The following is a 25,958-nucleotide window of genomic DNA, read 5'->3' as shown; positions in this document are numbered from 1 at the left end:
TTTGGATAGGTGTTTATAGTTGTTCTTCCTGGGCCTCCAGATATTCATCCTGCTTATGCCAGTCGAACCTATAGGAAAGTCCGCCGGCTACCTGCCAGCGGGAAGGTGTATCTTTAAAATTGATGAGCCCGGAAATATCGGCTTGAAAATTCTTGTGGAAGAGATAAGCGAAGCCACCGCGGGCGATCTCATCACTATAAATGTCACTGATAAAGGTTTGAAACTCTCCAAACATTGCAAATCTCGGGGAGAAGGAATGGGTAAGAGTGGCAATACCCGAATAGGTGGGGTACTCGTCTCCAATTCTATCGGCCATAAGATTTACTACCAGAACCCATGGCCCCCAGTTGTTCTGAGAGATCACAGCGGCACGCGGGGTAAATTTTCCCTGTCCCTGGTAGAGGTAAGGATTGTCCCCAAAAGAAAAGTTTGCGCCGGCATAAAGTGCAACGGCAGGAACCAATACGCTCCAGTCAAACCGTTGATTAGCTCTCCAGCTGTAGAGGTTTGGCTTTTTTTCTTTTGCATTTTTGTTAGGATCATACACCAGGTATTTAATACCAATAGCATTAGAGTCGAAATTACTAATTCCATAGGTTTGGGTACTTGCACCCACAATATAGCTGGTTGATTGGTCGAGGTAGGACCCCATGAGGTTGATCTCCAGTTGCTCGAAAAGGAATCCAAACCTCAATGCATAGTCGATTCCCCAAAGGTCTGTTTCTGTTTGCAGTAGCTCGTGATTATCATGCCCGAATTTTCCGCCTGCCTCCAATTGTAGCACCATGGGACCTACGGCAAAAGCACCCTGGGAATTCCCCGGGCGATTTGAATTTATAGTTTCGGTATATTGAGCGGTAGCTAAAAAATTTCCGAAGAAAAAAAGGAGAAAGAAAGTCGGGTAGATCCTCATATTTGGGCTGATTGGTTACAATCAAATATAGAGATTTTCTCATTTTTTTCAGCTGCAGCAATGGTTTTCTTTGCGCAGAATGGTAATTTTACCAAAACTTTTAGAATGCATGAAGCTTCCTTAACCGAGGTGCTAAGAGTGGTCTTAATAGTCCTTCTTATTTACTTTGGTCTAAAACTTTTTATTCGCTGGTTCGGTCCTATCCTGTTACGTTGGGTGTTGAAGAAAATAGGAAAGAAATTTGAGCAGCGTTTCCATCAGTATGATCCTACCAGGTCGCAAAAGCGAACCGAAGGGGAAGTTACTATTGATAAAAAGCCCAAAAACAAACGGAAATCGAAGAATGACGTTGGAGAGTACATCGATTATGAAGAAATTGACTAATTTCCGCTCCAAAATCCTCTTCTTATGAATTTTTCCCTGAAGAAAGTTCTTCCTCACTTATTTGTTTTCCTGGGATTCATCGTTCTTTCGCTCGCATATTTTTATCCTGTGCTCCAGGGGAAGGAGATCTTCCAAAGTGATATTGCGCAGTATATTGGGATGGCCCGGCAGCAAAATGAATTTAGGGCAGAAACAGGGGAGGAGCCATACTGGACAGATGCTGCTTTTGGCGGAATGCCAACTTACCAGCTGGGAGCAAATTATCCGCACAATTATATAAAAGAACTTGACCGCGCGTTACGTTTTCTGCCACGCCCGGCCGATTATCTCTTCCTGTATTTCATTGGGATCTACATTTTATTCTTGGTCCTAAAAATAGATTACAGACTGGCATTTTTGGGAGCCCTGGCTTTCGGGTTCTCAACTTACCTCATTATAATCCTTGGAGTAGGACACAATGCCAAGGCGCATGCTATAGCATATATGCCGTGGGTGCTGGGAGGAATACTGCTCTGCTTTCGGCGTAGATATATTCCCGGCTTCTTACTCCTTGCCTTCGGAATGGCACTGGAAATAAGTGCAAACCACTTTCAAATGACCTTTTATCTGCTTTTGCTGGTGATCGTGTTGGGAATAGTTTATCTAATTGATGCTTTCAGAAAAAAAACATTACCAGATTATTTCAAGGCGATAGGAGTCATAGTAGCTGCTGTAGTACTTGCCATTGGAGCCAATGCCGCCAATCTTATGGCTACACAGGAGTATGCCGATTTTAGTACCCGTGGCGACACCGGCCTCACAATAACTCCTGAGGGTACAGCAGAAAAGACGGAAGGTCTGGATTACAACTACATTACCGAATATAGTTACGGGATCATGGAAAGTTTTAATCTTTTCATTCCCCGATTTATGGGCGGTTCCAGCTCAGAGAATGTGGGAACAGATTCTGCTATTTATTCACAGTTGCTGCAACTCGGTGCTAATTCCATTCAGGCAGCCCAGTTTGCCGAGGCGGCGCCCACATATTGGGGAGACCAGCCCTTCGTTGGTGCTCCTGCATACATTGGTGCTACCGTGCTCTTTCTGTTCGTTTTCGCCCTCTACCTTGTAAGGGGCAGGCTCAAATGGTGGATCGTTGGCGGTTCCCTGCTCGCCCTCTTCCTTTCCTGGGGTAAGAACTTTGGATTTTTGACCGATTTTTTTATAGAATATGTGCCGCTGTACAACAAGTTCAGGGCGGTTTCTTCGATACAGGTGATCCTGGAATTATGTATTCCGGTGCTTGCTATTGCCGGGCTTTCAAGGTTGTTTTTCAGGGAAGAATCCGAAGAAAGAAAGCTTCATGCTCTCAAACTGGCTACCCTTATTACCGGCGGAATTGCCTTATTATTCCTGTTGTTTAAAGGAATGTTCTTCAGTTTTACCGGTGCCAGTGACGGAGTTCTAATACAGCAATTGGGGCCTGATTTCGTTCGGGCGCTTAAGGAAGACCGGAAATCTGTTTTCACTGCCGATGCACTTCGCTCTCTCGTTCTTGTCGTATTAACTGCCGGAGTACTTTGGTTCTATCTGAAGAAAAAACTATCCCCGAATCTGACCTTTTTGGCACTCGGGGTTTTGATCCTTTTCGACCTGGTTGGAGTGGATAAAAGATATGTTGATGCTGAAGATTTTGTGAGATCGAGTGTTGTAAACCGACCTTTTGAAGCAACCGAAGCAGACCGGGAGATCATGAAAGATGAAGGTCATTACAGGGTATTTGATCTAAGCGGAAGTCCTTTCAATACTGCCCGTACTTCTTTCTTCCACAACTCCGTTGGAGGCTATCATGCAGCCAAACCCGGAAGAATGCAGGAGTTGTACGACTTTTATTTGTCGCAGAACAATCTGCAGGTGCTTAATATGCTCAACACCAAATATTTCATAATCCCCACAGAAGATGGTCCGGTTGCGCAGGTAAACCCTGAAACTAACGGCAATGCCTGGTTTGTGCAGGAAGTGAAAATGGTGGAAGATGCAAATGAGGCAATCCTGGCATTAGACGGGATCAACACCAAAAGAGTTGCTGTAGTCGATAATGATTTTGCTGAATACCTTCCAAAAAAGGAGTTTTCGGCAGATACTAATGCCGGCATTGAGCTGGTTTCTTATCACCCGAATGAGCTAGTCTACAGGTCGAATTCAGCAAATGAGCGTTTGGCGCTTTTTTCTGAAGTTTATTATCCTCACGGATGGCAGGCATATATTGATGGAGAGGAAGCTCCGCATTTTAGGGCCAATTATGTATTACGAGCGATGATGATTCCTGCGGGAGAGCATGAGATCACCTTCAAATTTGAGCCTGATGTAGTGAAGACCGGAAGTTCAATCGCACTCGCGAGTTCTATTTTACTAGGGGTGTTGTTGATTGGCGGCATCGTTGTGGGCGTAAGACGCAGGTAAATTCTCATTTTAAGCAGGGCTATGAAAAAAGTACTTATAGTTACTTATTACTGGCCCCCGGCCGGTGGCCCGGGGGTGCAGCGCTGGCTTAAATTCGCAAAATATCTCCCTGAAAATGGAATAGAACCAATTGTCTATGCTCCCAAAAATCCTCACTATCCCTTAAAAGATGCTTCTCTTGAAGTTGAAGTTCCTTCAGGAATAAAGGTGCTCAAAAATGACATCTTTGAGCCCTATGCTTTTGCTGAAGTTTTTTCGAAGAAAGACACGGCGATGATCAGCTCCGGAATAATTCCGAAGGAGCAGAAACAGGGACTGCTGCAAAAGCTGATGCTGTTTATTCGCGGAAACTTTTTCATTCCCGATGCACGGAAATTCTGGATAAAACCTTCGGTTAAATTCCTTTCAGAATATTTGAAGGAAAACAGTATTGATACAATCATTACTACCGGACCTCCACACAGCATGCACCTTATAGGCTTAAAACTGAAAAAGGAATTAGGAATTAATTGGATCGCAGACTTTCGGGATCCATGGACGCAGATAGGCTATCACAGTAAATTGAAGTTGCTATCTTCTTCGCAGAAGAAACATGAAATGCTGGAACTGGAAGTGCTTCAAAATGCCGATAAGATCATTACCACCAGCTTTACCACAAAAAAGGAGTTCCTGGAAAAGACCAGGCGACCTATAGAAGTGATCACCAACGGTTACGATGTGGAAGAGGTGGAGAAGCTACCTTTAGATCAAAAGTTCACCTTGTCTCATATAGGTTCCCTGCTTTCAGGTCGAAATCCTGGAAATCTTTGGAAGGCTCTTGCTGAACTCATTTCTGAAAATGAAGATTTTGCAGCCGACTTTCAGTTAAAGCTGATCGGGGCGGTGGGGGAGCCGGTGCTGGAAAGTATCAACAGTAGCGGACTCAAAAATCATGTTTTTTTAAAGGATTATGTTTCCCATAAAGAAGCCTTGCAACTGCAAAGGAGCTCTCAGTTGCTATTGTTGATTGAAATTGACAGTGAGGAAACCAAAGGTATCATTCCGGGAAAAATTTTTGAGTACATGATCAGTGAAAGACCCATTCTTGCAGTGGGACCCGAGGGAGCTGATATCCAAAGGATCATCAAACAAACCAATACCGGTAATTATTTTCTGTACCATCAAAAAGGTGAAATCAAAGACCTTTTACTGGAGAATTATAAGCTCTTTAAAAAGGGAGAATTAAAGTCATTTCCCATAGGACTTAAGCAGTACAGCCGCAAATCTTTGACTAAAGACCTGGCAAAACAAATAAACGAGCTCTAATGGGAATAATCATTAGCCAGTCGGCCAAAAATCTCGCTACCACCTACGTCGGTTTTGGAATTGGAGCTATAAACACGCTTTTTCTTTACACAAATTTCCTTACTCCGGAATATTATGGATTGGTAGGATTTCTGCTTTCTGCTGCAAATTTGATCTGGCCGCTCATGGCCTTTGGAGTTCATAATACGCTTGTGAAATTCTATACTTCATATGACACGCAGGAACAAAAGGACAAACTCCTGAGCGTGATCCTGCTTTTGCCACTCGGAATTTCCCTTGTTCTGGGTGCATTAGGTTATTTTTCATATGATCTACTTCTCAATTATTTTGCTGATGGGGAAGGGCTGGTTCAGCCCTATATCTGGCTCATCTTTTTAATTGCCGTGGCAACTTCTTATTTCGAGATCTTTTTTTCCTGGGCCAAAATCCATTACAAAAGTGTTTTCGGGAACTTCATGAAGGAAGTCTTTCACAGGGCATGCGTCTCTTTGCTGCTGCTGGCAGTCTTCTTCGGGTACATCTCGATCGAGAATTTTGTGTATGCCATAGGTTTGGTATTCATCCTGAGGCTGGTGATCATGATGTTGTATGCTTTCAACCTCTATTTTCCGAAGCTCTGTTTGTCATTTCCGCATAACCGGAGTTTTATTCTGAAGTATTCAGCTTTAATTCTCATTGCAGGATCTGTAGCTATGGTACTGCTTGATCTGGATAAGGTGATGATAGAAAGATTTCTTCCTATTGAAATGGTGGCGGTTTACGGAATTGCTGTTTATATCTCTTCTGTGATCGCTGTTCCTTCGCGGGCCATGCACCAAATCACTTATCCCATGACCGCGACACTCCTAAACAAAAGGGACAAAAAAGGCCTTTTAGAACTGTATCAAAAGAGTTCGCTCAATTTACTGATCATAAGCGGATTGATCTTTTTACTCATCATCAGTAATATTTCGCAGCTGTACGCTTTGATTCCGGAAGAGTACCAGATAAGCTACTCCATCGTGATCTTAATAAGCTGCGTTAAGTTGTACGACAATTTGTTAGGCAACAACAACAGTATTCTGTTTAATTCAGATTATTACCGGCTGGTTCTGGCAATTGGTGTCTTTCTGGCTATCCTTGCCTTTGTCTTCAATATTATTTTCATTCCGATGTTAGAATTACTCGGAGCGGCTTTGGCAACTTTTCTTGCTTTTGCCTGTTACAACACTGTAAAACTTATCATCGTGCAAAAGAAATTCCGGATTCATCCCTTTACCAGGGAGACCGGCTACAGCCTTGTTCTGATCCTGGTATTCAGTTTAATTTTCTATTTCTGGGTTTTTCCGTGGCATCCGGTGATCAATATCGTCTTGAAATCTGCAGTTATTGGGCTGCTTTATGTCCTGGTGATCTATTTGCTGAAGTTGTCACCCGAAATAAACAAGATCATCGAAAAGACTTTGAAGCTTCCGAAGAAGTAGGAATTTAAAGAAATCTCTGATCAGGGTTTAGAAATGGAAAAATCCCCGCCGCAAGTGCAACCGGGGATTAACCAACTAACCAACCAAAATTAACTAACTAAATCTTTCTAATTTCCTCTTCGGGAACTTCTCGTGCCGCGAGTGGATGCAGGTGTACTCTCTTCTGTGACAGGGTCTACAGTCGCAGATCTCTCTACTTTCCTCGTCTGTGCCTGTGCCCTTACTTCCCGGGCGGGAGTTGCATGGACCGATCTCCTGGTTTGCTGTTGCACGCCACTCTGAGTAGAGGTGCTTCTAGAACGGCTTTCCCGAACTCTTCGTCGCTGTTCCTCTCTTTGCTCCTCTACACGCTGTTGAACCGCTCTTTGTTGTTCTGCTCTTTGCTGTACAGCAGGAGTTTCGACTCTTGAGCTACGTGTAGTTCTCTCGCTTCTTTGGGTTGCAACTGGAGTTCTTCTAACTTCTCTTTGCTCGTATGAAGACCTGCTATCAACAGAATTTGCTGTTGCGCGGGAATCTGAATAATGTCTTCTCACCTCTCTCGGTTCTTCAACTCTTCTTCCCCTGTGATAGGAAGTAACTCTATCTCCGGGTTTATAATAGCTTTTCTGAAAATTATTAGTGTTATAATAATTGTTTTGATAGTATCTCTTATATGCAGAATATTTCATTCTGTTTGGGTGATAATACAAACGGTAAGGCTCGTTATACACTACAGAATAATGAGCATAAGGTCTCATGTAGTGATCATGCCAGGGTCTATAAACGTAACGCACATTTCTGCCATTGATATAACCTGAGGTATGGCTGAAATTATGGTAAGGATTGTAGTGAACGAACATGTTACCAATTCTGTTCACCATTCCAAAAGCGTTATATCTAATCTGAACACGACCCGCCTGAACGATCCTTCCGTAGTAATCATAATACACCGGCACGTTCTCAATTTGAATTACAGCACCATAATCATCATATTGTATAAAAGGGCCATAGTTATAACCGGAATTAAAACTGTAATTAATATGAGACGGAATCCTGTTGAAGTTGCCTCGGGGATTAAAGAAGAAATCAAACTGACCGTCAGGAAAAACGGCAAATTCAACCCCTCTTTCAACAAAAATAAAGGCATCTCCAAAATTGCGGCGCTCAAAGTTAACCTCGGCTGCTGCAGGAGCAGCTTTAGCAGAAAATCCAACCACCAGTAGCGTCAATAAGAGGTAAAACTTTTTCATAATAAAGGGGGAATTAAGATTAAACATCTGTGTCTCGTCATAGACACATCTTAATATATTCAAAGTGCGTGCCATAAATTAGAAAACCCCGGAAGCTCAAAGCTGCACGGGGTTTCCAAACTAACCAACCAAAAAATTATTAATTACAACTAATTATGTAACACGAATCTTGTACTACAATTAATTCAAAGGCTGTGCCAAAAATGAGAATTCTCTCCTTCCTATTGTTAAATTACAGATGTCAAAATTGACATTTTTTACAACTTCTCTTTCAGGAAAGGTGCGGTATATGAATCCTGATTTTCAGCTACTTCTTCCGGAGTGCCGGTTGCAATAAGCCGTCCACCGTTTTCGCCACCTTCAAGACCGAGATCAATAACATGATCGGCACATTTTACGAGATCCATGTTGTGCTCGATAACAATTACCGAGTGTCCTTTAGAAAGTAAGGCATTAAAAGATTTCAATAATTTCTGAATATCGTGGAAGTGCAGGCCTGTAGTGGGTTCATCAAAGATAAAAAGCGCCTTCTCCTTTGACGTACCTTTCACGAGGAAGGAAGCCAACTTGATTCTTTGGGCTTCCCCACCCGAAAGCGTAGAGGAGCTCTGCCCAAGTTGTACATATCCCAATCCAACGTCCTGCAGGGGTTTAAGCTTTGAAGTGATCTTAACTTCCCCATTTTCGGCAAAAAAAGCTACGGCATCATCAATGGTAAGATTGAGGATATCATCAATATTTTTTCCTGCAAAATTCACCTCCAGGATCTCTTTTTTGAAACGCTTCCCATTACAGGTTTCACATACCAGGTGAACATCGGCCATGAACTGCATTTCAATTGTAACTTCACCTTCCCCTTTACAGGTTTCACAACGGCCTCCGTCCACATTAAAAGAAAAATGCTTTGGTTTATAATTCCTAATGTTGCTAAGCTTTTGGTTTGAGAACAGGTTCCTTATATCATCATAGGCTTTAATGTAGGTAACCGGGTTGGAGCGGGAAGATCGTCCTATAGGATTCTGATCTACAAACTCTACTGAAGTAACATTGCTGAATTTTCCCCCGATTTTTGTGAACTGCCCTGGTTTTTCACCGTAGCCGCTTATTTCTTTACATATTGCCGGGTAAAGGATCCTTTTGATCAATGTGCTTTTTCCACTACCCGAAACACCTGTCACTGCAGTGAATACTCCGAGGGGGAATCTCACGTCAATGTTCTTCAGGTTATTTTCACGGGCTCCAACGACGTCGATATAATATTTATGATCGCGTCTCTTTTCAGGAACTTTGATCTGTAAAGTGTTGTTCAGGTATTTCGAGGTTAGCGAGTCGGAAACTAAAATATCGCTAAATGTTCCTGTAGCTACAACTTCACCTCCATTAGTTCCGGCTTCGGGACCTATATCAATGATCTCATCGGCAGCTTTCATGATATCCTCATCGTGTTCTACGACAATTACGGTATTTCCAAGATCCCGTAAAGATTTTAGAACTTCAATCAGCTTCAAGGTATCGCGGGGATGAAGCCCAATTGAAGGTTCATCCAGAATATACATTGAACCTACCAGGCTACTCCCGAGGGAGGTCGCCAGGTTGATCCTTTGAGACTCTCCACCCGAGAGGGTATTTGATTTCCTGTTAAGGGTGAGGTAAGTGAGACCAACTTTAGTCAAAAAGCCAAGCCTGTTCCTTATCTCGGTCAGAAGCCTTTTCGCAATTGCAGCATCGGATTCCTTGAGTTCCAATTGATCAAAAAAGTCGGCTACTTTATTGATAGGCATTTCAACAAGATCGGTAATTGTTGCTCCGCCAACTTTTACATAATTGGCCTCTGGTCGTAATCTTTTGCCCTTGCAGACCGAGCACCTGGTCTTTCCGCGGTAGCGTGAAAGCATCACCCGGTTTTGTATCTTATATGCTTTGGACTCTAAAAAAGCAAAGAATTGATTCAGTCCTTCAAAATACTGGTTGCCGTTCCAGACAAGGTCCTTTTGTTCCTGAGTTAATTCAAAATATGGTTTATGTATAGGGAAATTGAATTTATGGCTGTTGTTCACCAGCTGATCTCTGTACCAGCTCATACTCTCTCCACGCCAGGGAAAAATTGCATTTTCATAGACAGATAATCCGGTATTAGGAATAACAAGATCTTCATCGATACCTATCACATCACCATACCCTTCACATTTAGGGCAGGCTCCATAGGGATTATTGAAGCTAAAAAGGTGCGGATTGGGTTCAAGAAAAGTCATACCGTCCAGTTCAAACTTATTGCTGAATTGTTTCATATTTTTATCAGCAAGGCTTTCAACAAACAGCTCTCCTTTCCCTTCAAAAAAGGCAGTTTGCACTGCATCTGCCAGGCGGTTGAGGAAATCTTCATCGTCCTTAGAAACGATCCTGTCTACAACCAGAAAGAGGTCCTTTTCTTCTATTTTTGAAAGGTCTGTTTCGTCTATTCTTAAAACCTCTCCGTTAAATTTCATGCGGCTATAGCCCTGCTGCAAGAGTACCTTTAGCTTCTCCTCCGGCGTACGGCCCTTCTCTACATGAACAGGTGCCAAAAGAAGCATTTTCGAGCCTTCAGGAAATGATTTTATATAGTTGACCACATCGGTCACTGTATCTTTTTTCACTTCATCACCCGAGATAGGGGAGTAAGTCTTACCTATTCTCGCAAAAAGAAGTTTGAGATAATCATAGATTTCTGTAGAAGTTCCCACAGTAGAACGGGGATTGGTAGAATTCACCTTTTGCTCAATGGCAATGGCAGGTGCAATTCCTTTTATAGATTCTACCTGGGGTTTATTCAATCTGCCCAGGAACTGCCTGGCATATGAGGAAAGGCTTTCCACGTACCTGCGTTGGCCTTCGGCATAAAGAGTATCAAAAGCCAGAGAAGATTTACCTGACCCTGAAAGTCCGGTTAGGACTACCAGTTTATTGCGAGGGATTACTACATCAATGTTCTTTAAATTGTGGAGCCGGGCCCCTTTTATAATAATATTCTCCTTTGGATCGACTCCCGAGATGTCTGTTTGCATAGTAAAATTTCTGATAGAAATGCAAAGGTACTTAAACTCGAAATTTATTGGCTTGGTGGTAGAACATTATAAAGGGCTGAAAATTAATTTGTTAAAAAGATTAACCTTTTATTTGTATATGTGAAAATTTTCCTGTTATATTTGCTATTAAGAAACCACAAATCTCAATTGCCTATAGCATAAAGTTACTTTTGAACTTGTATTAACTAACCAGCAGGCCTACCCCAACAGCCTGAAAAAAGTAACTCTTATGAACTACACCGAGGCAAACGACGCTTTTCTCGTAAAAAGCTACATTGAAGGAGATGAATATTCCCTTTCAATCCTTATCAACCGACACCAACAACGAATTTACAGTTTCATTTTTTCGAAAGTTTTCGACAAGGACATTGCTGAAGACATTTTTCAGGACACCTTTATTAAGGTGATAAGAACCCTAAAAAGAGGTAAATACAATGAGGAAGGAAAGTTTCTTCCCTGGGTAATGAGAATTGCTCATAACCTGGTGATCGACCACTTTAGAAGGAATAACAGAATGCCGAAGTTCGAGAATAGTGGCGACTTCAATATTTTTTCTGTGCTAAGTGATTCAGATCTTAATGCTGAAAAGCAGTTGATTAAGGATCAAATAGAAGCTGATGTGCAGGAGTTGATAAAGGAGTTACCCGAAGATCAACTGGAAGTGCTGGTAATGAGGATCTATAAAGACATGAGTTTTAAAGAAATATCTGAAAGAACAGGGGTAAGTATTAACACAGCCCTGGGTAGGATGAGGTATGCACTTATTAATCTTCGTAAGGTTATTGAGAAGCATAATTTAGTTTTGACTAACTAAACAATAAGATAGAAGTTTTGCCGTTAATTATTTACAATCTTAAATAACCAACAATGGCAAAACTTTACTCCGAAAAAAAATTGCAAAAGATGACCCCAAAAAAGGAAACGATCAATTTCCTTTTGAACTATTCTAAGGCTTTGCGAATAAGCTCTTATAAAAAATTACAGTTCGAAAGTATTTTGAACTAGATCAAAAAACCCGCAACTAGCGGGTTTTCTTTTTATAATACTCGTCTAGTACCTTCTTTCTACCTATGGTTTTTGTGATGATATCTTTTTCCAGGTCCCAACCTCTTGCAGGGGAATACTCCCGCCCATACCAAATGATTTGAAGGTGAAGTTCATTCCAAAGTTCCCTGGGAAACAGCCTTTTTGCATCCTTTTCAGTTTGTATTACATTCTTGCCCTTAGATAAATTCCACCTGTACATAAGGCGGTGTATATGTGTGTCTACGGGAAAGGCAGGAATATTGAAAGCCTGTGACATTACTACACTTGCAGTTTTGTGACCTACTGCAGGAAGCTCTTCGAGTGCATCTATATCTGCAGGAACCTCCCCGTTGTACTTTTCTATCAGGATCTTCGAAAGTCCGTAAATACCTTTTGCTTTCATAGGAGAAAGGCCTACCGGCTTAATGATCTCCCTAATCTCTTCTTCGGAAAGCTTCACCATGGAATAAGGATTATCGGCCTTTGCGAAGAGAAGGGGAGTGATCTGGTTTACCCGAACATCTGTACTCTGGGCAGACATTAGCACCGCAATTAGCAAAGTATAGGGATCTTTATGATCTAAGGGAATGGGAACGTTGGGGTAAAGTTCGGCTAAAGTGTCTATAACGAACTTAACTTTTTCCTGCTTGGTCATTAATATGTAACTTGTAACTTTGAGACAAAAGTACTAATTATGACAACACTTCAACCCGGTGATAAGGCGCCGGATTTTTCTGCTAAAGACCAGGATGGCAACCAACATAGCCTGCAAGATTACAAAGGCAAAAAACTTGTAGTATTCTTTTATCCCAAGGCAAGCACGCCCGGATGTACTGCTGAAGCCTGTAATTTGAGAGACAACTATGAGGCTTTTCAGGACAAGGGGTACGAGATCCTGGGAGTAAGTGCCGATTCTCAAAAACGCCAGCAAAACTTTAAAAATAAATACGAATTGCCATTTCCACTATTGGCCGACGAGGATAAGGAGGTTATCAATGCTTTCCAGGTTTGGGGACCAAAGAAGTTCATGGGAAAAGAATATGACGGAATTCACCGCACAACTTTTGTTATTGACGAAGAAGGAGTGATCTCTGATGTGATCTCAAAAGTAAAAACAAAAGAACACGCAGGACAAATCTTATAAATGATTAAGGTCTAAGGAAGAAGGAATAAATTATTATTGAATGCTTTATTCCTTTTTCCAAATCTCCTGAAGGGTAGCTAGAGAATCACAATTCTCAAAAAGCATTTCCAATTCCCCGATTTCTGAATTACCGGTAATCATATATATTTTACAGGAATCGAGATCTGTATTGCTTCGGCTGAAATCTACATCTCCTTTGTGAAGAACTCGGTTAATTGAAGCAGTGTCGATCTGTGATCTCTGCATTTCTTCCAAGGCTTCTTCGGAATATGCTCTTTCCTTTAATCGAATGTTCTTGAGTACACGGGCGTCTGGCCCGTAGGCACAGGATGTTCTTTTTCCACTTAAAAAAAAAGCCAGAATAACTAATCCTATGGCAAACCCTCCCAGGTAATAGCCAAGTCTGTGAATAAATTTCATGAAGATTTAAAAAATGAGGAGGTTGATGTCCCTGTAGGAGAGATCGAACCAGTCTGCTATAGATTTGTTCGTTAAAATTCCGTGGTAAAAGTACAAACCATTTCTCAATCCTCTGTCAAATCTCAATGTATTTTCTAGACCACCCTGTTCTGCAATGTGAAGCAGGTAAGGAGTAAAAATATTACTAATAGAAAGGGAAGAGGTGCGGGCGTAGCGGGATGGAATGTTTGGGACACAGTAATGTACGACACCATGTTTAACAAAGGTCGGGTTATCATGGGTAGTGATCTCACTACTTTCAAAGCAGCCTCCCATATCTATACTCACATCAATTACCACAGCTCCCTTTTTCATATGCTCAACCATAGTTTCCGTGACCAGGATGGGAGACCTGTTCTTTCCTCTTACTGCACCAATTACCACATCACTGCGTTTTAAAGCTTTTATGAGATTCTTAGGTTGAATAGTAGAAGTGTGAAGCGGTCTTCCCAGGTTAGCCTGAACTTCTCTAAGCCTGGTAAGGGAATTGTCGAAGATCTTGATATTGGCCCCGAGACCAAGTGCCGACCGGGCTGCGAATTCTCCAACAGTGCCGGCCCCTAAAATGGTCACCTCTATTGGTGGGACCCCACTAATATTACCAAACATAAGCCCATTTCCCGCAGGATTGTTGCTCATGATCTCCGATGCAATAAGAATGGAAGCAGTTCCTGCAATTTCACTAAGTGCTCTTACCGCAGGATAAGTGCCATCATCATCACGAATGAATTCAAATGCCAGGGCTGTGATCCTTTTTGATGCAAGTTTCTGAAAATAGTTTTTTTGCTGAGTTTTTAGCTGCAGTGCAGATATGATGGTAGTTTGCGGATTTACCAGGTCAAGCTCTTCTATTGTAGGAGGCTCAACCTTGAGGACCATAGGACAGGAAAACACCTTCTTAGTGTCTCTGGAAATCTCTGCTCCTGCTTCCGAATAATCTCTATCACTGAATTTAGCTCCCTCACCTGCACCCGATTCTATGAGCACCCGGTGACCATGAGCTGTCATTGCAGCAACAGCGTCCGGGCTAAGACAAACCCGTTTTTCCTGGTAGGCATTCTCTTTGGGAATGCCAATGAACAACTGGCCTTTGTGTTTGTAAACTTCCAGGGTTTCTTCCTGCGGAATCAACTGTTCCTTTGTAAAAGGAGATACTTGCTCTGTCATAATTTGCTGGTCACAAAGATAAAATTACGACATTTTTGTTGAGTGAGAGAATTTAGAGCTTTGCGTAATATTCCTCCTGGATCTCAGTTTTATTTGACTCGCCTTCCCTAAACTCTTTTATCTCAGAATATTCCTTGTCTGAGAAAGGAGAAAACGGAGAGATATTCTCGCGTTCAATTTCAGTAAGATCAATACCGTATATACGATCAAAAATTTTAATTCTTATTAAGTATACAATTGATAAAACAATGATAAAAAAGGGGGCTAAATAAATCAATTGATTTGTATCGATAACCCCTCCATCGGGAGACATATCTTCATATACTGCAGAAACGAGCTGGTAAGCATACATAATGGTAGGCACAAGAATCGCATGATACCACCAATGTTTGCAGGTGAAGAACCAGATCAACAGGAGGTACAAGGGAGTAATTTTTCCGAAAAACGTCCAGGCAGCAGTTAGAACATTTTCATAATATTTACTCTCATATGTAAAAAAATAATTTTCCCAAACAGGACCGCTTGGGAAAATTTCATATAAATAGAATATATAAGGTGAAAACGCTACTAATACGGCAATAATACTACCCGTTAGTAGGAACTTTGATCGTCCTGGTGTCAACAGCTGTTTTCTTGATGTCATTCTTGTTATCGTTGTCTGAGGTTGAAGTTACAAAGAAAGTTGCTCCAAAGATAGATACGGCTAAGAAAAGGGCTTTAATTTTCATGATATAGTTTTTTAAAGTTGTGTTTGTTTCGATTTGTTGATACAAACCTATATAAAACTAAATCGCTAATAATTAATGCATTATTCGTACTTTTGCCGCCTTTTTGAAGGAAAAATCTTCAAACTCTTAAAATATTGTATTTTAAAATTTACAGTTAAAATAATTCATATTTCGGTCAATGGCTGCTGCTGAATTCGAATTTGTTAATATAATCCTAAATACGAAAGAAAATTCGTACACAAGTCGAATTTTTCTCTCCAGAATATTTTCTTCAAAATTAACAAAAATTTAACTTTCTAACATCATTTTCAAGAACATTTATTTCCACTTTTTGATGCTCTTCATCAATGAAATTTTCAATTTTTTGAGGCCATTCTATAAAATTCCAGTTTCCCGAATCTAAATATTCTTCAAATCCCATATCCCAGGCTTCAGATTCATCTTTTATTCTGTAAAAATCAAAGTGATTTACAGTTCCATTTTCAGTTTCATAAACATTTACAAGGGAGAAAGTAGGGCTGGCGCCATTATCTACGGCACCTAAGGTCTTTAAAAGAGCTTTTATGAGAGTTGTTTTCCCGGCACCCATTTCGCCGTAGAACAATAGGGTTTTGCTTTTGGTTTGTTCCAAAAGTTGACAGGCAACATCTTCAATTTCAGATAGAAGGTAGGTTACTTCCATTCAAAAGTATTATGATTTGGGGTTGTAAAGATAGGTAATTTCTTGTTACCTAGGTGATAAGACGCTAAAAGGGATGATCATTTCCTCCATTGAGACTCCACCGTGCTGAAAAGTATTGCGATAATAACTAACGTAATGATTGTAATTATTTGGATAAGCAAAAAAGAGATCTCCCTTGGCAAAAATAAAGGAGCTACTCATGTTGATTGCCGGTAAATGAATGGTCTTGGGATTGGGAGCTGCCAACACATCCTTCTCTTCATAAGTTAAACTTTTACCTGTTTTATAGCGAAGGTTGAGACTCGTCTGCTTATCTCCAATAACCTTAGAGGGGTTCTTTACATTTATAGTTCCATGATCTGTAGTCACTATAAGTTTAAAACCTAAATTTTGGGCCTGCTGAATTATCTCAAGCAATGGAGAATTCCTGAACCAGCTATGTGTTAAGGAGCGATAGGACTTATTTGTAGATGCCAATTCTTTGATCACTTCCATTTCTGTTTTCGAATGGGAAAGCATATCTACGAAGTTATATACTACGACAGTTAGGTCATTGTCTTTTTGGCTTCTAAAATTTTCAACCAGTTTCTTGCCGGCTTTTAAGCTGCTAATCTTATGATATTCATGTTTAAAGTTCGCACCTAGTCTTTTTAATTGTGCCTGTAGAAATTCTGCCTCATGTAAATTTTTCCCTCCCTCATCTGTATCGTTTTTCCACAGGTTAGGATAGAGCTTCTCCATGTCGCTTGGCATCAATCCGGAGAAAATTGAATTTCGGGCATATTGGGTTGCTGTTGGCAGGATGCTAAAAAAAGGGATTTCCTGCTCCTTTTTATAATAGTTATTGATGACAGGTTCAAAGGCCTTCCATTGGTCATACCTCATATTATCAATTACTACCAGGAGAGTTGGTTTTTCTGCACTTACTTCGGGAAGGATTTTTTCCTTAAAAAGGGTATGAGACATTATAGGAGCATCGGCATTCTTCTCAAACCATTTTGGATAGTTCTTGTCGATGAATTTACAGAACTGTGAATTGGCTTCAGTTTTTTGAGACTCCAGGATCTCGAACATCCCGCTATCTTCAATATTTTCGAGTTCAAGTTCCCAATAGATCAATTTTTGATAAAGCTCTGTCCATCCCTCGTAGGAATTGATTATTGCCATATCCATAGCGATCTTTCTAAACTCCTGTTGATAGCTGGAGGTGGTCTTTTCAGAAACCAGTCGGGAGTGATCCAGGTTCTTTTTTATGCTCAATAAGATCTGGTTGGGATTGACGGGTTTAATGAGATAATCTGCTATTTTTGAGCCTATAGCTTCCTCCATAATATATTCTTCCTCACTCTTGGTGATCATCACTACCGGAACATTCGCTTGTTTTTCCTTTATTTCAGAAAGTGTCTCAAGCCCCGACAACCCTGGCATATTCTCATCCAGGAAAACAATATCAAAATTCTCCTTTTCAATTTCCTCCAAAGCTTCAGTTCCACTCTGACAAGTAGATACTTTATAATTTTTACTTTCAAGAAAAAGAATGTGAGGCTTCAACAGGTCGATCTCGTCATCCACCCATAGTATTTTGATATTATTCATATATGTATCTTTGTTGGCACTAATTAATAAAGAATAAGGCTTGCTTCAGGGAAACAAACTTAAGATCTTAAACGATCCAATTTACGGATTTATTACAATACCAAATGAGCTGCTCTTTGGTATCGTGGAGCATAAATACTTCCAAAGACTGCGTAGGATTTCTCAAATGGGGCTATCTTATTTGGTCTATCCCGGGGCTCACCATACCAGATTTCATCATGCTTTAGGGTGTCTCCACTTGATGCAAAAGGCGGTGAGGGTCTTGAGATTGAAGGGGGTAGTGATCTCTACGGAAGAGGAGGAGGCACTTCAAATAGCCATTCTCTTACATGACATTGGTCATGGACCTTTTTCCCACGCAATGGAGCACAGTATCGTGGAAGGAGTTAGTCACGAGACCATTTCTTTTCTCTTTATGGAGGAAATGAACCGCGAGTTTAACCAAAGATTAACTATGGCCATTGAAATTTTCCGCGGAAAATACCCCCGGAAGTTTCTTTGTCAGCTCATTTCGAGTCAGCTCGATATGGACCGAATGGACTACCTGAAGCGGGATAGTTTTTATACCGGAGTAGCTGAAGGGAATATTAATAGCGAGAGGCTCATTAGTATGCTTACTGTGGTTAATAATGAGCTTATGGTAGAGGAGAAGGGAATCTATTCTGTAGAAAAATTCCTTCTTGCACGCCGACTCATGTACTGGCAGGTCTACCTGCATAAAACCGGAGTAGTGGCAGAACAACTTTTAATAAGAGTGCTTCAGCGAGCGAAGGAGCTGGTGAATTCGGGAAGGACATTGTTTGCAAGCACCGCCTTAAATTACTTTTTGCAAAACCAGATCACTGCCGAGAATTTTTCCGAAGAAACCCTTCAGATATTTGCCAGGCTTGATGATTATGACATTTTAGTTGCCATGAAAGAATGGGCGCAAGATGAGGATTTTGTGCTGAGTAATCTGTGTCAAATGATCATCAACAGAGATCTGTTGAAGGTGAAGCTGAAGAAAAAACCTGTGTCTGGTGAGAAGCTGGAAGGTCACCTTCAAAAGGTGATGTCCCAATATCAGTTAAGTAGGGAGGAAGCCGCTTATTTTGTATTTAGCGGAGACATTAGTAACCTGGCTTATAAGAGGGAGGACGAAAAGATACACATCCTCTTTAAAAGTGGAAAAGTGACAGATGTTATAAAAGCTTCAGACCACTTTAATCTCAAGGCTTTGTCCCGCCCGGTCACTAAATTTTATATCTGTTACCCTAAACCTAAAGATTAGTTCATTTTTTTTACTTTTGCCAGAATGAAGTTTACAGCAGCTCAAATAGCAGGTATCTTAGAAGGGGAGGTCGAAGGAAATCCCCAGGCAGAAGTTGACAGGCTAGCGAAAATTGAAGAGGGAACAGAAGGTTCGATCACTTTTTTGGCAAACCCTAAGTATACCTCCTTTATTTATTCCACTAAGGCAAGCATTACTATTGTAAGCAATAATTTTAAGGCCGAAGATGATTTGTCTACGACTTTAATAAAGGTCGAGGACCCTTACAAGGCTTTTTCGAAACTCCTGGAGTATTATAACCAGGTAAAACTAAATAAATCAGGGATTGAGCAGCCAAGTTCAATTTCAGAAACTGCTTCTTATGGAGAGAATATCTATTTGGGAGCTTTTTCTTATATAGGGGAGCAGGTAAAGATCGGGGATAATGTGAAGATATTTCCTAATACATATATAGGAGATAATGTGAAGATAGGAAATGACGTAATTATCTTTCCCGGTGCAAAGATCTATTCGGAGACTATAATAGGGAATAATTGTGTAATTCACGGCGGAGTGATCATTGGAGCTGATGGTTTTGGCTTTTCTCCTAATCAGGAGGGAGTTTATTCCAAAGTCCCACAGATTGGAAACGTGATCATTGAAGACAATGTGGATATTGGAGCAGGAACAACTATAGACCGTGCAACCCTTGGCTCTACTATCATTAGAAAAGGAGTGAAATTGGATAACCAGATCCAGATCGCCCACAACGTCGAGATCGGAGAGAATACTGCCATTGCCGCACAAACGGGAATTGCTGGTTCTTCAAAAATTGGAAAAAATTGCCTCATTGGTGGACAGGTAGGAATTGCAGGACATATCCAGATTGGAAACGGAGTTAAGATCCAGGCACAGTCGGGAATTGGAAGGAATATTAAAGATGGCGAAATGATACAGGGATCTCCGGCAATAGGTTATAGTGAATATAATAAGTCCTACGTGCATTTTAAAAACTTACCCAAGATAGAAGATCGCTTAACCAAACTAGAAAAAAATAATCAAAATAATGGCTAAACAACGCACCATAAGTAAAGAAGTTTCTTTACAGGGAGTTGGACTTCACACAGGTAATGAAGTCACTCTTACTTTCAAACCGGCTCCTAATAATACCGGCTATTGTTTTGTGAGAACAGATCTTGAAGGAAATCCTGTGGTGGAAGCCGATGCCAGTTATGTAGTTACCACCCAGCGTAGTACAAATCTGGAAAAGGATGGGGTGACCATTCAAACTTCAGAACATGTTCTCGCAGCCTGTGTTGGTCTGGAGATCGACAACCTTTATATCGAGCTTAATGCTTCTGAACCTCCTATTATGGATGGGTCGTCCAAATTCTTTGTCGAAGCTTTGGAGGAAGCAGGCATAGAAGAACAGGAGTGTGATAGAGAGGAGTTTGTGGTGACAGACGTGATTCGTTATGTGGATGAAAGTACCGGAAGTGAGATCCTCGTCATGCCTGCAGATGATTATCAGGTAACAGCTATGGTCGATTTTGGAACCAGGGTTTTGGGAACACAAAACGCATCCATTCACAAAATGAGCGATTTCAAAACTGAAATTGCCAATGCAAGAACTTTTAGCTTTCTTCATGAACTCGAAACCCTTTTGGAACATGGACTAATAAAAGGAGGAGATCTTAATAATGCCATCGTTTACGTGGATAAGGAATTGAATCCTGAAACCATGGAAAAATTAAGAGGAGCATTTAAGAAAGACAATATATCTGTTAAGCCTAACGGAATTCTGGATAATCTTACGCTGCACTATCCAAATGAAGCAGCAAGGCATAAGTTGCTTGATGTTATTGGAGATTTGGCCTTAGTTGGAACCCGCATTCGGGGAAAAGTTATCGCCAATAAACCCGGCCACCATGTGAACACCGAGTTTGCCAAAAAACTATCAAAAATTATTAAAGCAGAAAAGCGGAACAACGTTCCCAAGTATGATCTTGACCAGGAACCACTAATGGACGTTAACGAGATCATGAACATTCTGCCTCACAGGTCTCCGTTTTTACTGGTTGACAAGATCATAGAGCTAACAAGCGATACTGTAGTAGGTGTCAAAAATGTCACAATGAACGAGCCTTTCTTTGTAGGTCACTTCCCTGGAAAGCCGGTGATGCCCGGAGTGCTTCAGGTGGAAGCCATGGCCCAGACAGGAGGGATCTTAGCTCTTAAATCTGTTCCCGATCCTGAAAATTACCTCACTTTCTTCATGAAAATTGACAATGTCAAATTTAAGAGACAGGTAGTACCGGGAGATACTTTAATATTTAAGCTTGAATTGCTGGCCCCAATTAGAAGAGGGATCTGCCAGATGCAGGGATATGCTTATGCCAATGGTAAGCTGGTGACAGAAGCCATATTAATGGCACAAATTGTAAAACAAAAATAAATTATATGAATCAACCCTTAGCATACGTACATCCCGGAGCCAAGATTGCAAAAAACGTAGTAATTGAACCATTTACCACTATTCACAATAATGTGGTGATTGGAGAGGGAACCTGGATTGGCTCGAATGTTACTATTATGGAAGGGGCGAGGATCGGAAAAAATTGTAACATTTTTCCCGGTGCCGTTATTTCTGCAGTGCCACAAGACAAGAAATTCAACGACGAAGATACACTTACCGAAATAGGTGATAATACTACCATCAGGGAATGTGTGACCATTAATCGAGGTACCACAGACAGGATGAAGACAAAGATAGGGAGTAATTGCTGGATTATGGCTTACTGCCACATTGCTCATGACTGTATTGTGGGAGACAACTGTATCTTTTCCAATAACAGTACTTTAGCCGGGCATATTAATGTGGGTGATTATGTAGTTCTTGCGGGCATGGCAGCAATTCAGCAGTTCTGCAGCATTGGTAGCCACGCTTTTGTAACCGGTGGATCTTTGGTTCGTAAAGATGTACCTCCATTTGTAAAAGCCGGTAGAGAACCTTTATCTTATGTGGGAGTTAATTCTATTGGATTGAGAAGAAGAGGCTTTAGTACCGATAAGATCCGGGAGATCCAGGATATTTACAGGATCCTTTATCAAAAGAATTACAATAACAGTCAGGCAGTAGCTATCATTGAAGCTGAAATGGAAGCAACTTCCGAAAGGGATGATATTTTAGAGTTTATCAAGAATTCCCAGCGCGGGATCATGAAAGGATATATAAGTTCAAACTAATAAGTCTTAAAAATGGCAAGTACAAGTGATATTAGAAATGGATTGTGCATTAGATACAACCACGATATTTTCAAAATTATAGAATTTCTTCACGTAAAGCCGGGGAAAGGTCCTGCTTTTGTAAGAACTAAACTTAAAAGTGTTACCACCGGAAAGGTGATCGACAATACATTTTCAGCTGGTCATAAGATCGAAGATGTTCGAGTTGAAACTCACAAATTTCAGTTCCTTTATAACGATGGAGAATTTTACCATTTTATGAATACTGAAGATTATACTCAGATAAGGCTTACAGAAAATGCTTTAGATGCACCCGGACTTCTTAAAGAAGGAGAAGTGGTAACTATCCTCATCAATACTGAAGATCAAATGCCTCTTTCTGTAGAAATGCCTGCAAGTGTAATACTTGAAGTTACTCATACAGAGCCTGGAGTAAAAGGAAACACAGCAACTAATGCTACCAAACCTGCAACAGTAGAAACAGGAGCTGAGGTGAATGTTCCGCTTTTCATCAACGAAGGAGATAAGATCAAGATCGAAACTGAAAAAGGAACTTATAAGGAGAGGATAAAAGAGTAAGCAGTGTTCAGTGTTTAGTGATCAGTGATCAGAAAAAATCTCGCATCTCATATCTAATATCTCATATCTAACATGAAGTTCCCGCAGCAGCATACTCTTGAGCAAATAGCGACCATCATTTCTTCGGAATATGTTGGTCCGGCAGATTTTCCTGTATTGGGAATGAATGAAATTCATGTGGTGACCCCGGGGGATATAGTCTTTGTAGATCATCCTAAATATTACGACAAGGCACTGAACTCGGCCGCTACAGTTGTGCTTATCAATAAAGAAGTCGATTGCCCGGAAGGAAAGGCGTTGCTGATTTCAGATGATCCCTTCAGAGATTTTAATAAGCTTACAAAATATTTTAAACCTTTTGAGAAAGCTGTCTCAAATATTGCTGCTTCCGCAGAAATTGGAGAAGGTACTGTAATACAGCCCGGTTCTTTTGTGGGTAATAATGTAAGGATCGGAAAGAATTGCCTTATCCATTCAAACGTAAGTTTGTATGATAATACATTTATAGGAGATAACGTGACGATTCATTCGGGCTCCGTTTTAGGCGGGGATGCCTTCTACTACAAAAAGCGACCGGAAGGTTATGACAAGCTCATTTCCGGAGGTAGAGTAGTGATCAGGGACAATGTCGATATAGGTGCTAATTGTACCATCGACAAGGGCGTGACGGGAGATACAACGATTGGAAAGGGAACAAAACTGGATAACCTGATTCAGGTTGGTCACGATACTGTGATTGGAGAGAATTGTCTTGTTGCTTCACAAGTAGGTATTGCCGGCGCGGTTGTAATTGAAGATGATGTGACCATATGGGGCCAGGCTGGTTTCCGCAGTGGCATAGTGGTCAAAAAAGGTGGCGTTGTGATGGGGCAGGCAGGTATTACAAAATCGACTAAAGAAAATACTGTATATTCGGGCAATCCTGCGATGGAATCCCGGGAATGGTTAAAAGAATTGGCGCTTTTGCGTCGTTTACCTAAATTAATGGATAATTTAAAAAGTTGATATGGAAGCTAAAGACTGCGTTGCGAAATTCTATTCTTCAGATTTTTACAAAAATCCCGATTCTGTAAAGGAGTATCTCCATCCCGAAGCTCAGCTTTTTTGGAACAGTAGCGCAGGATTTCACAAGCTCGGGTTTTCAGATATTGCAGCAATGTCAAAAGAATTCTCCCGCTCGTTCGAACATCTCAAGGCAGACATTAGTCACCTCCTTAGTGATGACAATATGGTGACAATAAGATTCACGTATTATGTTCGCACTGTGGAGAATCCCGATGAAGAACTTCCTATGGCGCACTTTATTGCAATTTGGGAGTGTAAGGACGGGAAAATGTACCGGGGCCATCAAATAAGTCAGCAGGCCGATGACAGCCCTGAAAATCTGGATTCTTTCCTTCCAATTAATTAGTAAAAACCCTTTAGGTTTCTTTTATAAAAACCTAATTTTGCAACTGAAAAATCAAATAATCAACTATGAGCGTTTTAGTCAATAAAGATTCAAAAATAATTGTACAAGGATTTACCGGAAGTGAGGGTACTTTTCATGCCGGGCAAATGATCGAATATGGAACGAATGTGGTAGGTGGAGTAACCCCCGGTAAAGGAGGTCAAAAACACCTTGAAAAGCCTGTTTTCAACACCGTCTCTGGTGCTGTTAAAGAAACAGGAGCCGATGTTTCAATTATTTTTGTACCGCCGGCTTTTGCAGCCGATGCCATTATGGAAGCTGCAGATGCAGGGATAAAAGTGATCATTACTATTACTGAAGGAATCCCTGTGGCCGATATGATTAAAGCTGCCGATTATATAAAAGATAAAGACTGTCGTCTTGTTGGTCCTAACTGTCCTGGGGTAATCACTCCGGGTGAAGCAAAAGTGGGTATCATGCCAGGCTTTGTCTTCAAAAAAGGTAATGTAGGTATCGTTTCAAAATCTGGAACTCTTACTTATGAAGCAGCCGATCAGGTTGTGAAGCAGGGATTAGGGATCACAACGGCAATTGGAATTGGAGGAGATCCAATTATTGGCACTACTACCAAAGAAGCTGTTGAGTTGTTGATGAACGATGACGAAACTGAATGTATTGTGATGATCGGTGAGATTGGTGGACAACTTGAAGCCGATGCTGCCCGCTGGATCAAGGAGAACGGAAATAAAAAACCGGTAGTTGGATTTATCGCCGGGGAAACTGCTCCAAAAGGACGCACAATGGGTCACGCCGGAGCAATTGTTGGAGGTAGTGAAGATACTGCCGAAGCCAAGAAAGCGATCATGCGTGAGTGTGGGATCCACGTAGTTGATTCTCCTGCAGAGATTGGTAAGAAAGTTAAAGAAGTAATGGGATAGGATCTTCCTGTTTAAAATAATTTAACCTCCGTAACTTGTCAAAAAGGGCAATTTTCGGAGGTTTTTTAGTCTTGACCGTTGTTTTACTATATTTGAATTTAATTAACCCCACCAGGAAAACAGATTTTAATCATGAAATTATTAGAAGGAAAAAATGCTATTATAACCGGTGCCAGTAGAGGGATTGGAAAGGGAATAGCCGAAGTTTTTGCTAAGCATGGTGCCAATGTGGCCTTTACCTATAGCTCCTCTGCCGAAGCTGCAAACCAGCTCGAGAAAGAACTTCAGGAGCTTGGAGTAAAAGCAAAAGGATATAAATCAAATGCAGCCGATTTTAAAGAAGCTGAAGAACTTGTGAAAAATGTTCTGGAAGATTTTGGAAGTATTGATGTTCTTGTAAACAATGCAGGGATCACTAAAGACAACCTGCTGATGCGAATGAGCGAGGAAGATTTTGATAAGGTGATCGAAGTAAACCTGAAGTCTGTTTTCAATATGACTAAAGCCGTTCAAAGAACCATGTTAAAGCAACGCCAGGGAAGTATCATTAATATGAGTAGTGTGGTAGGAGTGAAAGGAAACGCGGGACAGGCAAACTATGCCGCTTCCAAAGCCGGAATGATAGGATTCTCTAAATCTATGGCTCTTGAACTGGGCTCCCGGAACATTCGTACCAATGTGATCGCCCCCGGCTTCATTGAGACAGAAATGACAGGAAAGCTGGATGAGAAGGTAGTAGAAGGCTGGAGAGAGGCTATCCCATTAAAACGTGGTGGAACGCCAGAAGATATTGCGAATACATGCGTCTTTCTGGGCAGTGATCTAAGCGCCTACATAACAGGCCAGGTGATCAATGTTGATGGAGGAATGCTTACCTAAAAATAATGACCCGCTTCTATTAGGAGCGGGTTTCTTTTCTTAAACCAGTA

At 41.1% G+C, this 25,958-nt stretch carries 25 protein-coding genes; 15 read left to right on the top strand and 10 right to left on the bottom strand.

Annotated features, from left to right (window positions below; all coding sequences use genetic code 11):
* Positions 1-13: 13 nt before the first annotated feature.
* The gene (locus tag ACXYMT_RS10875; protein ID WP_459059102.1) at positions 14-913 is read right to left on the bottom strand and encodes a transporter; all 900 of its coding nucleotides are present in this window, start codon (positions 911-913) and stop codon (positions 14-16) included.
* Between the two features lie 105 nt (positions 914-1,018).
* Between ACXYMT_RS10875 and ACXYMT_RS10870 the strand changes: the two genes are divergently transcribed.
* The 4 genes from ACXYMT_RS10870 to ACXYMT_RS10855 are packed head-to-tail and all read left to right on the top strand — an operon-like array spanning position 1,019 to position 6,507.
* Positions 1,019-1,297, top strand: coding sequence for a DUF4834 domain-containing protein (locus ACXYMT_RS10870; protein ID WP_459059101.1), 279 nt, complete (start codon positions 1,019-1,021; stop codon positions 1,295-1,297).
* Positions 1,298-1,321: 24 nt separating this feature from the next.
* Complete coding sequence (locus ACXYMT_RS10865) at positions 1,322-3,739, top strand: YfhO family protein (RefSeq protein WP_459059100.1); 2,418 nt, start codon at positions 1,322-1,324, stop codon at positions 3,737-3,739.
* Between the two features lie 21 nt (positions 3,740-3,760).
* Positions 3,761-5,044, top strand: a complete 1,284-nt coding sequence (locus ACXYMT_RS10860) for a glycosyltransferase family 4 protein (protein WP_459059099.1) — start codon at positions 3,761-3,763, stop codon at positions 5,042-5,044.
* Complete coding sequence (locus ACXYMT_RS10855; protein WP_459059098.1) at positions 5,044-6,507, top strand: lipopolysaccharide biosynthesis protein; 1,464 nt, start codon at positions 5,044-5,046, stop codon at positions 6,505-6,507. The genes ACXYMT_RS10860 and ACXYMT_RS10855 overlap by 1 nt, the downstream gene beginning before the upstream one ends.
* 107 nt (positions 6,508-6,614) lie before the next feature.
* Here the strand turns inward: ACXYMT_RS10855 and ACXYMT_RS10850 are convergent, their stop codons facing one another.
* Complete coding sequence (locus ACXYMT_RS10850; protein WP_459059097.1) at positions 6,615-7,739, bottom strand: hypothetical protein; 1,125 nt, start codon at positions 7,737-7,739, stop codon at positions 6,615-6,617.
* Positions 7,740-7,996: 257 nt separating this feature from the next.
* Positions 7,997-10,783: an excinuclease ABC subunit UvrA gene (gene uvrA, locus ACXYMT_RS10845; RefSeq protein WP_459059096.1), complete on the bottom strand. Its 2,787-nt coding sequence runs from the start codon at positions 10,781-10,783 to the stop codon at positions 7,997-7,999.
* 250 nt (positions 10,784-11,033) lie between these two features.
* Here uvrA and ACXYMT_RS10840 point away from each other — a divergent pair, with 250 nt between their 5' ends.
* Positions 11,034-11,618, top strand: a complete 585-nt coding sequence (locus tag ACXYMT_RS10840; protein WP_459059095.1) for an RNA polymerase sigma factor — start codon at positions 11,034-11,036, stop codon at positions 11,616-11,618.
* A 207-nt stretch (positions 11,619-11,825) separates the two neighbouring features.
* Here the strand turns inward: ACXYMT_RS10840 and ACXYMT_RS10835 are convergent, their stop codons facing one another.
* Entirely contained in the window at positions 11,826-12,485 is a 660-nt protein-coding gene (locus ACXYMT_RS10835) for an endonuclease III domain-containing protein (RefSeq protein WP_459059094.1), read from the bottom strand.
* Positions 12,486-12,524: 39 nt separating this feature from the next.
* On the opposite strand from ACXYMT_RS10835, the gene bcp reads away from it, so the two are divergent.
* Positions 12,525-12,974 (top strand): thioredoxin-dependent thiol peroxidase, encoded by a 450-nt coding sequence (gene bcp / locus ACXYMT_RS10830; RefSeq protein ID WP_459059093.1) that lies wholly within the window; start codon positions 12,525-12,527, stop codon positions 12,972-12,974.
* Between the two features lie 45 nt (positions 12,975-13,019).
* Here the strand turns inward: bcp and ACXYMT_RS10825 are convergent, their stop codons facing one another.
* The 6 genes from ACXYMT_RS10825 to porX all read right to left on the bottom strand — a co-directional run bounded on the left by ACXYMT_RS10825 (position 13,020) and on the right by porX (position 17,606).
* Entirely contained in the window at positions 13,020-13,394 is a 375-nt protein-coding gene (locus ACXYMT_RS10825; protein ID WP_459059092.1) for a DUF4258 domain-containing protein, read from the bottom strand.
* Positions 13,395-13,400: 6 nt separating this feature from the next.
* The gene (locus ACXYMT_RS10820; RefSeq protein ID WP_459059091.1) at positions 13,401-14,600 is read right to left on the bottom strand and encodes an alanine dehydrogenase; all 1,200 of its coding nucleotides are present in this window, start codon (positions 14,598-14,600) and stop codon (positions 13,401-13,403) included.
* 52 nt (positions 14,601-14,652) lie between these two features.
* Positions 14,653-15,243 carry a hypothetical protein gene (locus tag ACXYMT_RS10815; RefSeq protein ID WP_459059090.1) on the bottom strand — a complete coding sequence of 197 codons (591 nt, stop codon included), beginning with the start codon at positions 15,241-15,243 and terminating at the stop codon, positions 14,653-14,655.
* On the bottom strand, positions 15,185-15,328 hold the full coding sequence (locus ACXYMT_RS10810; RefSeq protein ID WP_459059089.1) for a hypothetical protein: 144 nt from the start codon (positions 15,326-15,328) through the stop codon (positions 15,185-15,187). The genes ACXYMT_RS10815 and ACXYMT_RS10810 overlap by 59 nt, the downstream gene beginning before the upstream one ends.
* A gap of 277 nt (positions 15,329-15,605) precedes the next feature.
* Positions 15,606-16,010, bottom strand: a complete 405-nt coding sequence (gene tsaE, locus ACXYMT_RS10805; protein ID WP_459059088.1) for a tRNA (adenosine(37)-N6)-threonylcarbamoyltransferase complex ATPase subunit type 1 TsaE — start codon at positions 16,008-16,010, stop codon at positions 15,606-15,608.
* A 45-nt stretch (positions 16,011-16,055) separates the two neighbouring features.
* Positions 16,056-17,606, bottom strand: a complete 1,551-nt coding sequence (porX, locus tag ACXYMT_RS10800; RefSeq protein WP_459059087.1) for a T9SS response regulator signal transducer PorX — start codon at positions 17,604-17,606, stop codon at positions 16,056-16,058.
* A gap of 40 nt (positions 17,607-17,646) precedes the next feature.
* On the opposite strand from porX, the gene ACXYMT_RS10795 reads away from it, so the two are divergent.
* From ACXYMT_RS10795 to fabG, 9 genes are all read left to right on the top strand, one after another.
* On the top strand, positions 17,647-18,876 hold the full coding sequence (locus ACXYMT_RS10795) for an HD domain-containing protein (protein ID WP_459059086.1): 1,230 nt from the start codon (positions 17,647-17,649) through the stop codon (positions 18,874-18,876).
* 24 nt (positions 18,877-18,900) lie between these two features.
* The gene (gene lpxD / locus ACXYMT_RS10790) at positions 18,901-19,929 is read left to right on the top strand and encodes a UDP-3-O-(3-hydroxymyristoyl)glucosamine N-acyltransferase (protein WP_459059085.1); all 1,029 of its coding nucleotides are present in this window, start codon (positions 18,901-18,903) and stop codon (positions 19,927-19,929) included.
* Positions 19,922-21,310: a bifunctional UDP-3-O-[3-hydroxymyristoyl] N-acetylglucosamine deacetylase/3-hydroxyacyl-ACP dehydratase gene (locus ACXYMT_RS10785; RefSeq protein WP_459059084.1), complete on the top strand. Its 1,389-nt coding sequence runs from the start codon at positions 19,922-19,924 to the stop codon at positions 21,308-21,310. The genes lpxD and ACXYMT_RS10785 overlap by 8 nt, the downstream gene beginning before the upstream one ends.
* Positions 21,311-21,315: 5 nt before the next feature.
* Positions 21,316-22,101, top strand: a complete 786-nt coding sequence (gene lpxA / locus ACXYMT_RS10780) for an acyl-ACP--UDP-N-acetylglucosamine O-acyltransferase (protein WP_459059083.1) — start codon at positions 21,316-21,318, stop codon at positions 22,099-22,101.
* Positions 22,102-22,113: 12 nt separating this feature from the next.
* Positions 22,114-22,680, top strand: coding sequence for an elongation factor P (gene efp / locus ACXYMT_RS10775; RefSeq protein WP_459059082.1), 567 nt, complete (start codon positions 22,114-22,116; stop codon positions 22,678-22,680).
* Between the two features lie 72 nt (positions 22,681-22,752).
* The gene (locus ACXYMT_RS10770) at positions 22,753-23,685 is read left to right on the top strand and encodes a UDP-3-O-(3-hydroxymyristoyl)glucosamine N-acyltransferase (RefSeq protein ID WP_459059081.1); all 933 of its coding nucleotides are present in this window, start codon (positions 22,753-22,755) and stop codon (positions 23,683-23,685) included.
* 1 nt (position 23,686) lies between these two features.
* A complete protein-coding gene (locus tag ACXYMT_RS10765) occupies positions 23,687-24,091 on the top strand; it encodes a nuclear transport factor 2 family protein (RefSeq protein ID WP_459059080.1) in 405 nt (134 codons plus the stop codon).
* 65 nt (positions 24,092-24,156) lie between these two features.
* Complete coding sequence (gene sucD / locus ACXYMT_RS10760) at positions 24,157-25,029, top strand: succinate--CoA ligase subunit alpha (protein WP_459059079.1); 873 nt, start codon at positions 24,157-24,159, stop codon at positions 25,027-25,029.
* A gap of 132 nt (positions 25,030-25,161) precedes the next feature.
* Positions 25,162-25,908 carry a 3-oxoacyl-[acyl-carrier-protein] reductase gene (gene fabG, locus ACXYMT_RS10755; protein WP_459059078.1) on the top strand — a complete coding sequence of 249 codons (747 nt, stop codon included), beginning with the start codon at positions 25,162-25,164 and terminating at the stop codon, positions 25,906-25,908.
* The last annotated feature ends 50 nt before the right edge of the window (positions 25,909-25,958 follow it).

The sequence above is a fragment of the Salinimicrobium sp. CAU 1759 genome (genome assembly GCF_054482715.1).
Note: the sequence above shows the minus strand (reverse complement) of the source record. Positions and strands in the feature narration are given on the sequence as shown.